Raw genomic sequence first — 13152 nt, 5'->3', positions numbered from 1 at the left:
AGGATCACCGGCGTGTCAGTCGAGTTCAGGGTCCTGGGGAGGCTCGAGGTGCGCGCCCGCGGCACGACGGTCGCGCTCGGCTCGCTCAAGCAACGCCTCCTGCTCGCCACGCTGCTGCTCAACCCCGGCCGGACGGTGCCGATCCGCAGGCTGGTCAGGACGTTGTGGCCCGACGAGCCGCCGATGTCCGCGGTGGCGAACCTGCGCACGTACGCCAATCGGCTGCGTCAGCTGCTTCCCGATGGCGCACAGCGCATCACCGGACGGCAGGCCGGGTACGAGCTCGCTGTGCGACCGGGCGAGCTGGACCTGCACCTGTTCACCGAACGCGCCGACGCGGGCAGGACAGCGCTTTCCCGCGGCGACCACGCGACGGCCGCGCGGCACCTCGGCGAGGCGCTGTCCGCGTGCCGGGGAGCCGTGCTCGAGGACCTCGCGGGCTGCGAGGCGCTCGCGGCGTCGATCGCACCGGTCGAGGAGCTGCGGCTGGCGGTGACGGAGGACCACTTCGACGCGCGGCTGGGCCTCGGTGAGCACCGCGAGCTGATCACGCCGTTGCGCGAGTTCGTGGCGGAGCACCCGTTGCGGGAACGGCCGCGAGCGCATCTCGTGACGGCCCTGTACAGGTCGGGCGACCTGGCCGGAGCCCTGGCCGTCTACACCGACTACCGCAGGGTGATCGCCGACCGCCTCGGCCTGGAACCGTCACCGGAGCTCGTGAAGCTGCACCAGGCCGTGCTCGACCGCGATCCCGGGCTGACCGCGGCCGTGACCGTGCGCGCTTGTTCCGCTCCGGTACCGAAGGAGCTTCCCGCGCCCTGCCGTTCGTTCGCCGGTCGCGGACCCGAAGCGGCACGGCTGCAGGCCTTGCTGTGCGGGAACACGCCCGCCGTGGCCGTGGTGCACGGCCAGTTCGGGGTCGGCAAGAGCGCGCTGGCACTGGAGGTCGCGCACCGCGCGGCACCGATGTTCCCCGACGGCCAGCTCTACGTCGACCTGCGGCAGGCGACCAGAGTTCCGCACCGGCTGCTGCGGCACCTCGGTGCGTCCGAGGTGCCGCACGCGGCGGACGAGGCCGCCGCCCTGCTGCGATCACGACTCGCGGACCGGGCGGTCCTCGTGGTGCTCGACAGCGCGACCGATCCCGCACCGCTGCGCGAACTGCTACCCGCGACCGGCCCGTGCGCCGTGCTGATCACCAGCCGGGCGCCTCTCCTGCTCGACGGCGCCGAGCACCTCAGGCTCGGCCTGTTGTCCGATGTGGACGGAGTGGAGCTGCTGACCCGACTGGTGCCGAGGGCCGAGGCCGAACCCGGCGCGGCGGCCAGGATCGTCCAGTGCTGCCACGGGGTTCCGCTGGCACTGCACATCGCGGGCGCGATCCTCGCGCACCGTCCCACCCGACCGCTGGCCTGGCTGGCCCGCCGGTTGGCCGCCGATCCGTTGTCCGAGCTCAGCTTCGGCGGCGAGTCGGTCCGCGCCGCCTGCGCCACCGCCTTCGGTGCCGTCGACGACCCGCTGGCGGCCTCCGCGTTCCGGCTTCTGGGCCGGTACGAGGTGTGTGACGCCGTCACCGCCGCCGGCGCGTTGGGCGCGGACGTGCTGGAGACCGAGGCGGCGCTGGACCACCTGGTGGATCTCGGGCTCGCCGAATGGAGTGACGGCGACACCTACCGGTTGCCGGGCCTGATGCGGCTCTTCGCCGCCGAGCTGAGTCCGTCGAGCTGGAGCCGCACGTCCTGCCGCTGACTCCGCACACCACCCACGAACACCTTCTCGACGTTGCCGGGGTGTGCGGCCGAGACCACCGCGGCGATCGGGTCGTGAGCGCCGAGCAGGTTGAGGTCGTCAGCCCGCAGCACCACCAGATCCGCCTGCTTGCCCACGCCGAGCGATCCGACCCGATCCGCCATCCCGATCACCGCCGCACCTTCGATCGTCGCCATCCGCAGCACGTCCGCGGGCGTCACGTGCGCACCCTCGCTCAGGTGCGCGGAGAGCAGGGTCGCGCGCATCAACGAGAACATGTCCCCCGCGACGACCGTCACCGAGTCCACACCGAGACCGGTCGGCACACCCAACGCACGAGTGCGGCGCACCATCGGCTTGCCGTGCCCCATCGCCGCTTCGACGGCGGGCGCGAGCGACAGGCCGGCACCGGCTTCGGCGATCAGCTTCAGCTCGTCGTCGCCGAGGTCGTTGCCGTGGGCGAAGGTGGTGTTCGCGTCGAGCAGGCCGCGGTCGCGCAGTGCCGAGATCGGGTTGTCGTGCCCGGCGACGTGGGTGACCACGCGCAACCCCAGCGACCTGGCCAGACGCCATTCCCGCTCGACCACGGTGATGTCCGAAAAGGACGGTCCGAGCGGTGCGAGCGCGATGTCGACCAGGCCGCCGCCGAGCCCGGCGCCACGCCGCACGTCCTCCTCCGAGCAGGCGGGCCCGAACACCGGCTGCCCATAGCCGTACATCGCGCGGATGCCCGACTCGCGCAGCGCCTGCACGGCCGCCTCGGCGTGGTCGAAGGTCGGCGCGAACGAGTAGTCCTGCACGGTCGTGATGCCGGACGCGAGACATTCGAGAGCGCCGGCGAGGGTGCCGATCGCCAGATCCTCCGGGGAGAGCACCGCCTGCACCGGCCGCAGGATCTTCTCCAGGTACTCGCCGAGCGACATCTCGGCCAGGAACGACCGCACCAGCACCTGCCACAGGTGTCGATGCGTGTCGACGAAACCGGGCAGCACGATCCGGCCGGTGCAGTCGATCACCGTCCCGGCGGTCAGCCCCTCGCCGACCGCGGCGATCCGGCCGTCGGTGATCAGCACGTCGGTGCCGGGCAGAGCCACGACCGGGTCGGTGTCGATCACCAGCGCGTTGCGCAGCACGAAGTCCATCGAATCCCCCTCACTCGAAAGCTTTCTTAAAAGCTATCACGGTGTGCAATAGGCTCTGACCTGTGACGGATCGCGTGGAAGAACTCCTGGACAGGTGGCGGGCGGAACTCCCGGAAGCCCTCGTCGCGAGCTCGGAGCTCGGCAAGCGCGTGATGGTGCTGTCGGGACTGCTCGGCGAGGCCACCCGCGCGACCGTGACCAGGTTCGACCTCACCGGCGCGGACTTCGACGTGCTGGCCGCGTTGCGCCGCAGTGGAAAGCCGTACCGCCTCAAGGCGAACGAGCTCAGCCGCTCGCTGCTGCTGTCGACCGGCGGCACGAGCAACGTGGTGAACCGGCTCGTGGGCCGCGGGCTGGTCGAGCGCGAGCCGGACGAGACCGACGGCCGCAGCACCTACGTCCGCCTCACCCCGCGCGGCCGGTCGCTCGCCGAGGAGGTCGTGATCGCGAACAGCAAGGCGCACGACGAGGTGCTGGCGGGTATCCCCGCCGACGTGCTGGAGCGGGCCACAGCCGCGCTGCGCGAGGTCTCCGAACACCTTCCGCGCTGATCAGGCCAGCAATGGCCGGTCAATGGCCTGTTCTCCGACCGGCCCCGGCACCATGATCAAGGCCATGATCCGACTTTCCGCCGCGGTGATCGCCGTCCTGGCACTGTGCAGTCCCGCGAGCGCCGCCGAAGCCACACCTCCGCAGTTCGCCGACGGGTTCGGTCTGGTGGTGACGAGCCAGCCGAAGTGGGTCGACGACAAGCAGCGCACGTTCGTCCTCAGCGTCTCCACGAACCAGGTGCCCGCCCCGACCCTGCTGGAGGGTCAGGAGCTCGGCAGGCACGCGATCGTCGTGACCCTGCCCGAGAACTACGACCGGACGGCCCGCTACCCGGTGCAGTACTACCTGCACGGCCACCCCGACCGGCCGGACGCGGCGTGGAACCAGCGCGTCGTCGAGAACGCGACGCGCGGCGCCGGGCTGATCACCGTGCAGCCCAACGGCAGTGGCCGCGGCTGGTACTCGAACTGGGTCAACCCCGGCGCCGCCGGCCCGCAGAACTGGGAGACGTTCCACCTGGAGCAGCTCATCCCGTTCGTGGACGCCAACCTGAACACGATCGCCACCAGGGACGGCCGCGCGATCGTCGGCCACTCGATGGGCGGCTTCGGCGCGTTCCACTACGCCGAGCACCGCCCCGACCTCTTCAACTACGTCGGCAGCTTCTCCGGCGGCCTCGACCTGCGGAACTCGGAGGTGCGGGCCGCCGTCGTCGCGAGCGAGCTCAACCCCGGCTCCGGCTCCCCCACCGTCGGCGCCGACGCGATCTTCGGCCCGCCGATCTGGCCGTTCGACGGCGTGTGGAACGCCCAGAGCCCTGCCCAGCACGTCGCGTCGCTGCGCGGCATGGGCGTCGCCCTCTACACCGGTAACGGCGGTGACCTGACGCTCAACCCGATCCAGGCGGTGCTCGAGAACCGGGCCAGGGAGACGGCACTGGTGACCGCCTCCCAGCTGACCGCCGCGGGGATTCCGTTCCACTTCTCCGACTACGGCGACGGCAGCGGCTGGGCGCCGGGGTGCACCGGCAAGCACGCCGAGGAGCCGTGCGTGCAGGCCGACATGAACCACTTCGTCGGGCTGATCACCCGCCGCTGACGCGTTTGACGTGCGACGTTCGGCCTGAACCGAACGGAGCATTTCCGCGACGGCGCGTCCCGATTCCGGGCTGACCTCCTCTAATGCCGTTGACGGGCCCCTGCACCCGCGCGCACGTGCGCGGGCATCGCCCGCTAGGGAGTGTTGGAGGAACAGTGTTCTTGCGTTCACGATCACGCCTGCGCACCGTGGTCATCGCCGCGGCCGTGGGCGCCGGTGTCCTGACGGCGGTCACCCCCGCCGCCGCGGCGCCTCTCGCGGGCACACGCGCGTACCTGGTCATCACGGCGCCGGGTGCCACCAGCGGTGCCGCGTCGGCGATCACGAGCAACAGCGGCACGGTCTGGGCCACGTACGACGCGATCGGCGTCATCGTCGCCCATTCCGGTGCCACTGACTTCGCGAGCCGCATGCGCACCGTCACCGGTGTGCAGAAAGTGGGTGCCACCCGCACATCGGATGTCCCCGCCGCCGCGGCCAACCCGGCGATCCCCGCCGCGAAGCCCCAGTCCACGCCGGCGACCAGCGAGCCGGTGCGCTCGGACATGACCCAGATCGGCGCCGACAAGGCGTGGGCGGTCAACCAGGGCTCGGCGAACGTGACGGTCGGCGTGCTCGACACCGGTGTCGACGACCTGCACGACGACCTCAAGACGAACTTCGACGCGGCCAACTCCGCGTCGTGCGCCTACGGCAAGCTCGACACCCGCGCCGGCGCGTGGCGGGACGTCGACACCCACGGCACGCACGTCGCGGGCACGATCGCGGCGGCCAAGAACGGGCGCGGCATGGTCGGTGTGGCGCCGGGCGTGAAGATCGCCTCGGTGCGCATCGCGGAGCCGGATACCGCGTTCTTCTTCGCCGAGAACACCATCTGCGCCATGGTTTTCGCCGGTGACCGCGGGTTCGAGGTGACCAACAACAGCTACTACACCGACCCGTGGCTGTTCAACTGCCCGGACAACGCCGACCAGGACGCCATCCTCGAAGGTGTGAAGCGGGCCGTGGCCTATGCCGAGGGCAAGGGCGTGCTGAACGTGGCCGCGGCGGGCAACGAGAACTACAACCTCGCGAACAAGACCACCGACTCGACGAGCCCCAACGACTCCACCGCCGTGCAGCGCACCGTCACCAACGCGTGCCTGAGCATGCCGACCGAGGCCTCCGGCGTCGTCACCGTCTCGTCGATCACCTCGTCGAACAGCAAGTCGTCGTTCTCCAACTACGGCACCGACAAGATCCACATCGCGGCGCCGGGCGACAGCGTCTACTCGACCGTCCCCGGCGGCGGGTACGGCCTGAAGTCCGGCACGTCGATGGCCTCCCCGCACGTCGCGGGTGTGGCAGCGCTGCTCAAGTCGACCAACCCCACGGCCACCCCTGCCCAGCTGCGTCAGCTGCTCGCCACCCAGGCCGACGACCTGAGCTGCACCGACAGCCGTTGCTCCGGCACCACCGCGAAGAACAACTTCTTCGGCGAGGGCCGCGTCGACGCGCTCGCCGCCGTCGGCACCGGCACGCCCGGCACGTCGTTCGAGAACACCACCGACGTCGCCATCCCGGACAACGGCGCGGCCGTGACCAGCTCCATCACGGTCACGGGTGTGGCGGGCAACGCCCCGGCCACGCTCAAGGTCGACGTCAACATCGTGCACACCTACCGCGGTGACCTGGTCGTCGACCTGATCGCCCCGGACGGCACGGCGTACCGGCTGCAGAACTCCAGCAACGACAGCGCCGACAACATCGTGCAGACGTTCACGGTCAACGCCTCCAGCGAGGTCGCGAACGGCACGTGGAAGCTGAAGGTGCAGGACGTGGCCGCCGTCGACACGGGCTACATCAACTCCTGGAAGCTCACGTTCTAGATCGTGTCGCCTGATCGGCCGTCCATCGCGGACGGCCGATCAGGCATATGGTGCGAAAGTGCTCGATACCCGCCAGCTCGAAATGTTCGCGACCGTCGCCAGAACGGGCTCGTTCAGCGCGGCCGCGCGGGAGCTGCACTGCACCCAGCCGGCGATCAGCCAGCAGATGCGGGCACTGGAACGGCAGGTGGGCGGACCGCTGTTCGTCCGCACCGGCCGCGGGCTGAACCTCACCGAGGCAGGCCGCATCCTCGCCGAACGAGGCACGGTGTTGCTGGAGCAGCTGGCCGCGACGCACCAGCAGATCAGCGCGATCGCGACGCACGACATCGGTACCATCCGCATCTGCGCGTTCCCGAGCGCCAACGTCTCGCTCGTGCCCGTGGCGGCGGCCATCCTCGCGAAGGAACGCCCTCAGCTGCGGCTCGAACTGGTCGAGGAGGAGCCGCCGGACTCGTTCGCCCTGCTCCGCAGCGGCACGGCAGACGTGGTGATCAGCTTCAGCTACCACGGCGAACCGCAGGACGACGCGGCCGTCGCCGGGATGCTGCGGGTGCCGCTGATGCGGGAGCCGCTCGCGTTGCTGCTGCCCGCGGGGCATCGGCTCGCGGGCCGCGGAAGGGTGTCGCTCGCGGAGACCGAGGGTGAGCGCTGGATCGCCGGGTGCCCGCGTTGCCAGCGGGCGCTGCACGACGCGTGTGCCGAGGCCGGGTTCACGCCGGACATCACCTGTTCCACGGACGACAACCTGGCGATCCAGAGTCTGGTCACGGCTGGGCTCGGGGTCGCGTTGGTGCCCCGGTTGTTGTTGTCGTTCCTGCAGCATCCCGGGCTGACGACGGTCGAGGTGGAATCGAGTGCGGAACGGGAGACCGCGCTCTACACGTGGCCGGATCTGATTCGGTTGCCGCTCATGCGTGCCACGGTGGACGCGATGGTGACGGCGGCCGCGACTGCGTGACGGGGGGCCAATGGACCACCGCCGCGACGCCCGCGAGCTGACCATCCTGGACACATAACGCTGGCTTATACCCACCCAAGGAACGGCCATCTTCTGCGCATAGCCCAGCGGGGTGATGGTTGCTGTCATGGGCAGCATCCGGACAACGCCGCGCGCGATCGACTCACCGGTACCCGGTCTGGCCGTGGTCGCCGGTGGTGTCGCGGTCGCGATGTTCGCCGCCTGGGTGCTGCCCTCTGTCAGCGCGTTGACCGTGGCGGTCCTGCTGGGTGCCGTCGTGGCCAACGTCGTGCGGCTGCCCGCGTCGCTCGCGCCCGGCTTCAAGGTCGCCGGACGGCGGCTGTTGCGCGTCGGCATCGTGTTGCTCGGGCTGAAGCTGGTGGTCAGGGACGTGCTGGCGCTCGGGTACGAGGTGCTGGCACTCGCGGTCGTCGCCGTGGTGGTGACGTTCGTCGTGACCCGCTGGCTCGGACGGGTGCTCGGTGTGGGCGAAGGGCTGTCGTTGCTGATCGCGACCGGGTTCTCGATCTGCGGCGCGTCGGCCGTCGCCGCGATGAACGGTGTGCGGGAGCAGGACGAGGAGGACGTCGCCAGGGCGCTCGGCCTCGTCACGCTCTTCGGCACCGTGGCGATGTTCAGCCTGCCCGCGTTGCACCCGCTCACCGGGCTGTCCCCCGCCGGGTACGGCGTGTGGGCCGGTGGAAGCGTGCACGAGGTCGCGCAGGTCGTCGCCGCCGCCGGGCCGGTCGCCGGAGCGCTCGCCATCGCGGTCGCGGTGAAGCTGACCAGGGTCGTGCTGCTGGCGCCGATGCTCGCCGCGGTGAGCATCGCCGAGCGCCGCAAGTTCACGGGCACCCGGCCGCCGATCGTGCCGTTGTTCGTCGTCGGGTTCCTCGCCGCGGCCGCCGTGCGCGCCACCGGTCTGCTGCCGGAGGCGGTGCTGTCGTTCGCGACGTTCGTGGACAACCTGCTGCTGGCCGCCGGCATGTTCGCCCTGGGCACGGCCGTGCGCCTGCGTTCCCTCGTCCGCTCCGGCCTGCCCGCGCTGGTACTGGGCCTGCTCTCCACGGTCCTGATCGCCGCGGTCGCGCTGACGGGCGCTCTTCTGATCACGTGACCCAGCGAAGGAGTCACCGCCATGCCTCGTTTGCTCTCCCCCACCGCCGCCCTCCTGGTCGGCGACATCCGCACCGCCGTGACCTCGGGTGGTGACGACACCGCCGTCGCCGCACGGGTCGCCAGAGCCCTGACCGGCCACCTCACCGACCAGGACCTGCTCGACCCCGCACACCGCGAACCCGACCCGCACCACTACCGCCAGCACGTCCTGCACGTGGAGCCCGACGGCAGCTTCTCGGTCGTCGCCCTGGTCTGGTTGCCAGGGCAGGAGACGTGCATCCACGACCACGTGTCGTGGTGTGTGGTGGGCACGTACGTCGGCGAAGAAGAAGAGACCACCTATCGGCTCGTGGGCGACCGGCTGATCCCGTTGCAGGTGAACCGGACGCCACAGGGTGTGGCGTCGTACCTGGTGCCGCCGGGCGACATCCACAAGGTCTGCAACCACTCGGACTCGGTGGCGATCTCGATCCACGTCTACGGAGCCGACATCGGCGTGCTCGGCACCAGCATCCGGCGCAGGTACGACCTTCCGGTCGTGCCGAAGCCACGTGATGAGAGCCATTAAGACCAACATCGCCGCAGTGGCTAACCAAGGTCCACGGCCGGAGCGATAGCAGGGACGTGGAACCCGATCTGTGGTCGACGGCCGCCGCGGCCCTCGACGAGCACGAACACGACCAGGTACTGGCACGGCTGGCGGGCACCGTCGTGCAGCCTGGCCAGACCGAACGCCTCGCCCGCGGCGAGCGCGACGTGGTGTTCCTGCTGCCCGACCGGCTCGTACTCGTGCGGCCAGAACCGTTCTGGACCGGGGCGTACCAGCGCAAACAGGTCGTGCGCATCATGTTCGCCGCGGGTCATGTCCAGTTCGACCTGGTCGGCGGCGACAGCCTCGAGTTCTGGATCGACACCGAGCTGAGCGAGCCGGACCCGTTCGTGGAGCAGGCTCAGAACTGGCTCGCGCCGCGGAAGAGCTCGTCGGGTGGCGCGGTGATCGCGTTCGGCCTGGCGATCATCGTGGCGCTGCTGTTCGTCGTCGGGCCGGTGGACCTGATGCCGGAGGACGGCCGGCTCACCGTGCGTTCGACCTGCAGCGACTTCCTGCGGGTCGGCCTCGACGAACAGGCCGAGCTGCTGCGGCGGCTCTTCGGGGAGGCCGGCAAGGAGGACGAGGCCGACAAGCAGGCCACGCTCGACGCGTCCCGCAAGCACTGCGGTGAACACACCGGTGCCACGCTGGACTCGCTCGTCACCGGGAAATGACGCCCCGCTCGATCGCGGCCGTCGCGAACTCGACGAGGTGCGCGGGCTTGACGCGGTTCGACCGCGCGCCCTGCAGCAGCAGGTCGTCCGCGAGCCCGATCAGCGAGTCCCACACCCAGTGCGGCAGCGCCGGGTCGTCGATGAGCGTCTGACCGCTGGCCGCCGCGGTCTCGGTCAACGCCTTCGCGAGCGCCTTGATCGTCTTGCGGTAGTCCTGCGCTGACCCGGCGACCTCCTTGCCCCGGCGGCCCCCCGAGAGCACCTTCGCCTCCCACTGCGCGGCCGACCTCCCGAACCGCCGCCACAGCTCGGTGACCTGGGGTTCGATCCGGCGCAGCACACCGGCGATCCCGAGGCTCCGATCGACCTGCGCGAGCGTGCGCTGCAGCTCCTCCAGGCGCCGTTCCATCAGCGCCGCGAACACGTCCTCCTTGCCGGAGAAGTACTGGTACACGGTGCCGGAGCTGACGCCGGCCCCCACCGCGATCGCGCGCATGGTCAGGCCCGCGTAGCCGCTCTGTTCGAGGATCAGCTCGGCGGACGACAGGATGTCCCGCCGCCTGCCCTCCGCGTCACCCCACGCCGTCTGCTCGGTGCTCACCCCGGAATCCTACTTTGAACAACGTTCAGAAGCATATTGAACGTTGTTCGGTTTGGTTGCTACCGTCGGTGCGTGGACCACCTCGACCGGCTCGAAGCCGACAGCATCGACATCTTCCGCGAGGCGGTCGCGGAGAGCGGGCGACCGGTGCTGCTGTACTCGATCGGCAAGGACAGCTCGGTGCTGCTCCACTTGGCGCGCAAGGCTTTCCATCCGTCGAAGCCACCGTTCCCGTTGCTGCACGTGGACACCACGTGGAAGTTCCGGGAGATGATCGAATTCCGTGACCGGACGGCGGCCGAGCTCGGGCTGGAGCTGATCGTGCACCGCAACCCGGAGTGCGTGGCGCTCGGCATCAACCCGTTCGACCACGGTTCCGCGCGGCACACCGACCTGTGGAAGACCCAGGGGCTGCGGCAGGCGCTCGACGAGCACCGGTTCGACCTCGCGTTCGGCGGGGCGCGGCGCGACGAGGAAGCCAGTCGTGCCAAGGAAAGGGTGTTCTCGTTCCGGACCGCGCAGCACCGGTGGGACCCGAAGAACCAGCGGCCGGAACTGTGGCGGCTCTACAACACGCGGGTCGCGCCCGGCGAGAGCATCAGGGTGTTCCCGCTGTCCAACTGGACGGAGCTGGACGTGTGGCGCTATGTCGAACGCGAGCGGATTCCTGTTGTGCCACTGTACTTCGCGGCTCAGCGGCCCGTGGTCGACCGCGACGGAATGCTGATCATGGTGGACGACGATCGGATGCCGCTCACCGAGCCACCGCGGCACGAGCTCGTCCGGTTCCGCACGCTGGGCTGCTATCCGCTGACGGGCGCTGTGCGCAGCGAGGCGCGGACCGTGCAGGAGATCGTCGAGGAGATGCGCGCCGCGACCACGTCCGAGCGGCAGGGGCGGCTGATCGACCACGACCAGAGCGGCTCGATGGAGCGCAAGAAGCGGGAAGGCTACTTCTGATGGAACTTCTGCGGTTCATCACGTGCGGCAGCGTCGACGACGGCAAGAGCACGCTGATCGGACGCTTGCTGTACGAGTCGAAACTGCTGTACGCCGACCACCTGGCAGCTTTGGAGGCCGACTCGAAGCGCGTCGGCACGCGTGGTGGCGAGCTGGACTTCGCACTGCTCGTGGACGGGCTGGCGGCGGAACGCGAGCAGGGCATCACGATCGACGTCGCCTACCGGTTCTTCGCCACGGAGGCGCGGCGGTTCATCGTCGCAGACACTCCGGGGCACGAGCAGTACACCCGCAACATGGTCACCGGGGCGTCCACCGCTGATGCCGCGGTGATCCTGCTCGACGCACGCAAAGGCGTGCTCAGCCAAACTCGTCGGCACGCTCGCATCGTGTCGTTGCTGGGCATTCGGCACGTCGCGCTGGCCGTGAACAAGCTCGACCTCCTGGGCTATTCGCGGGAGGCGTTCGGAAGGGTCTGCTTCGAGTTCACGGAGTTCGCCGCCGACCTGGGCTTCGCGGAGATCACGTGCGTGCCGATGTCGGCGACCGAGGGCGTCAACGTGGTCGGCCACAGCGAGCTGACTCCGTGGTACGACGGGAAAACGCTGCTGCAGTGGCTGGAGACGGTCGTCGTCGACGCCGAGGAGGACGGCCCGTCCCGGTTCCTCGTGCAGTGGGTCAACCGGCCGGACGCCACGTTCCGCGGCTTCTCCGGGCGGGTGCTGCGCGGAACCCTGCGCCAGGGTGACGAGGTCCGGGTGTTGCCGGGAGGACGCAAGTCCACTGTGGATCGGATCGTCACGATGGACGGCGATCTCCTGGAAGCGCCAACGGGATCGTCGGTCACGGTCGTGCTCGCGGACGATGTGGACGCGAGCCGCGGTGACGTGCTGGCGTTCGCGGCTGATCCACCGGGTGTGGCGGACGCGTTCCAGGCGCACCTGGTGTGGCTGAACGAGAACGGCCTGTTGCCCGGCAGGCAGTACCTGGCCAAGATCGGCGCCAGGACCGTCGGGTTCACCGCCACGAAGGCGTTGCAGCTCAACGAGATCGGCGTCGACAGCGTGCACTTCGACACGCCCGTGCCGTTCGAGAGCTACCGCACCAACCGCGATCTCGGCTCGTTCGTGGTGCTCGACCGGCTGACCAACGCCACGGTCGGCGCGGGGATGATCGACTGCGCGTTGCGGTCGGCGAACCTGCGCTGGCAGACGCTGACCGTGGACAAGCAGGCGCGGATCGCACGCAACGGGCACCGGCCGTGCGTGGTGTGGCTGACCGGGCTGTCCGGGGCGGGCAAGTCCACGATCGCCGACCTGGTCGAGAAGGCCCTGCACGCCGACGGCAGGCACACGTTCCTGCTGGACGGCGACAACGTGCGGCACGGGCTGAACTCCGACCTCGGGTTCAGCGACGCCGACCGCGTCGAGAACATCAGGCGCATCGCCGAGGTGGCCGCGCTGATGGTCGACGCCGGCCTGATCGTGCTGGTCTCGTTCATCTCGCCGTTCCGCGCCGAGCGGACGCTCGCCAGGGAGCTCGTCGGCGAGAACGAGTTCTGCGAGGTCTTCGTGGACACGCCGCTGGAGGTCGCCGAGCGGCGCGACCCCAAGGGCCTCTACGCCCGTGCCCGGCGGGGTGAGCTGGCGAACTTCACCGGCATCGACTCGCCCTACGAACCACCGGAGAACCCCGAGGTCCGGCTCGACACCACGGCGTTGAGCCCCGAGCAGGCCGCCGAGGTCGTGGTGGCACGGCTGCGTGCGCTCGGAGTCTGTTGAACGTTGTCCAGAATCGGGTATGTTCAGCTAGAACACGTTCTAAATTCGGGAGGGT

At 69.9% G+C, this 13152-nt stretch carries 12 protein-coding genes; 10 read left to right on the top strand and 2 right to left on the bottom strand.

All coding sequences use genetic code 11. The features are described 5' to 3' along the window. Positions 1 to 12 precede the first annotated feature (12 nt). The gene (locus JOD27_RS01645; RefSeq protein ID WP_204760318.1) at positions 13 to 1749 is read left to right on the top strand and encodes an AfsR/SARP family transcriptional regulator; all 1737 of its coding nucleotides are present in this window, start codon (positions 13 to 15) and stop codon (positions 1747 to 1749) included. Here JOD27_RS01645 and JOD27_RS01640 read toward each other — a convergent pair. Beyond that, positions 1671 to 2891, bottom strand: a complete 1221-nt coding sequence (locus JOD27_RS01640; RefSeq protein WP_204760317.1) for an amidohydrolase family protein — start codon at positions 2889 to 2891, stop codon at positions 1671 to 1673. The genes JOD27_RS01645 and JOD27_RS01640 overlap by 79 nt on opposite strands. A gap of 62 nt (positions 2892 to 2953) precedes the next feature. Between JOD27_RS01640 and JOD27_RS01635 the strand changes: the two genes are divergently transcribed. The 7 genes from JOD27_RS01635 (at position 2954) to JOD27_RS01605 (ending at position 9755) form a co-directional block, all read left to right on the top strand. Next, complete coding sequence (locus tag JOD27_RS01635) at positions 2954 to 3442, top strand: MarR family winged helix-turn-helix transcriptional regulator (protein ID WP_204760316.1); 489 nt, start codon at positions 2954 to 2956, stop codon at positions 3440 to 3442. Between the two features lie 64 nt (positions 3443 to 3506). Beyond that, entirely contained in the window at positions 3507 to 4541 is a 1035-nt protein-coding gene (locus JOD27_RS01630) for an alpha/beta hydrolase (RefSeq protein ID WP_239566282.1), read from the top strand. 155 nt (positions 4542 to 4696) lie between these two features. Then, on the top strand, positions 4697 to 6409 hold the full coding sequence (locus JOD27_RS01625) for a S8 family peptidase (protein ID WP_307829819.1): 1713 nt from the start codon (positions 4697 to 4699) through the stop codon (positions 6407 to 6409). Between the two features lie 58 nt (positions 6410 to 6467). After that, on the top strand, positions 6468 to 7370 hold the full coding sequence (locus JOD27_RS01620; RefSeq protein WP_204760314.1) for a LysR family transcriptional regulator: 903 nt from the start codon (positions 6468 to 6470) through the stop codon (positions 7368 to 7370). 127 nt (positions 7371 to 7497) lie between these two features. Further along, complete coding sequence (locus JOD27_RS01615; RefSeq protein WP_204760313.1) at positions 7498 to 8487, top strand: YeiH family protein; 990 nt, start codon at positions 7498 to 7500, stop codon at positions 8485 to 8487. Positions 8488 to 8508: 21 nt separating this feature from the next. Further along, complete coding sequence (locus JOD27_RS01610; RefSeq protein WP_204760312.1) at positions 8509 to 9057, top strand: cysteine dioxygenase family protein; 549 nt, start codon at positions 8509 to 8511, stop codon at positions 9055 to 9057. Between the two features lie 56 nt (positions 9058 to 9113). Continuing rightward, positions 9114 to 9755 carry a hypothetical protein gene (locus JOD27_RS01605; protein WP_204760311.1) on the top strand — a complete coding sequence of 214 codons (642 nt, stop codon included), beginning with the start codon at positions 9114 to 9116 and terminating at the stop codon, positions 9753 to 9755. Here the strand turns inward: JOD27_RS01605 and JOD27_RS01600 are convergent. Continuing rightward, positions 9742 to 10356 carry a TetR/AcrR family transcriptional regulator gene (locus tag JOD27_RS01600; protein ID WP_204760310.1) on the bottom strand — a complete coding sequence of 205 codons (615 nt, stop codon included), beginning with the start codon at positions 10354 to 10356 and terminating at the stop codon, positions 9742 to 9744. The two genes, JOD27_RS01605 and JOD27_RS01600, sit on opposite strands and share 14 nt — an antisense overlap. A gap of 72 nt (positions 10357 to 10428) precedes the next feature. Here JOD27_RS01600 and cysD point away from each other — a divergent pair, with 72 nt between their 5' ends. After that, on the top strand, positions 10429 to 11316 hold the full coding sequence (gene cysD, locus JOD27_RS01595; protein WP_372441659.1) for a sulfate adenylyltransferase subunit CysD: 888 nt from the start codon (positions 10429 to 10431) through the stop codon (positions 11314 to 11316). Continuing rightward, positions 11316 to 13097 (top strand): adenylyl-sulfate kinase, encoded by a 1782-nt coding sequence (cysC, locus tag JOD27_RS01590; RefSeq protein ID WP_204760308.1) that lies wholly within the window; start codon positions 11316 to 11318, stop codon positions 13095 to 13097. The genes cysD and cysC overlap by 1 nt, the downstream gene beginning before the upstream one ends. Positions 13098 to 13152 lie beyond the last annotated feature (55 nt).

The sequence above is a fragment of the Lentzea nigeriaca genome, assembly GCF_016907955.1.
In the GTDB taxonomy this organism is placed as follows: domain Bacteria; phylum Actinomycetota; class Actinomycetes; order Mycobacteriales; family Pseudonocardiaceae; genus Lentzea; species Lentzea nigeriaca.
This window is presented reverse-complemented; position numbering and strand designations above follow the sequence as displayed.

Excerpts from the sequence above, each read along its gene's own strand:
- cysC (WP_204760308.1), top strand. The coding sequence starts at position 11,316 with ATGGAACTTCTGCGGTTCATCACGTGCGGCAGCGTCGACGACGGCAAG.
- JOD27_RS01640 (WP_204760317.1), bottom strand. The coding sequence starts at position 2,891 with ATGGACTTCGTGCTGCGCAACGCGCTGGTGATCGACACCGACCCGGTC.
- JOD27_RS01630 (WP_239566282.1), top strand. The coding sequence starts at position 3,507 with ATGATCCGACTTTCCGCCGCGGTGATCGCCGTCCTGGCACTGTGCAGT.
- JOD27_RS01615 (WP_204760313.1), top strand. The coding sequence starts at position 7,498 with ATGGGCAGCATCCGGACAACGCCGCGCGCGATCGACTCACCGGTACCC.
- JOD27_RS01610 (WP_204760312.1), top strand. The coding sequence starts at position 8,509 with ATGCCTCGTTTGCTCTCCCCCACCGCCGCCCTCCTGGTCGGCGACATC.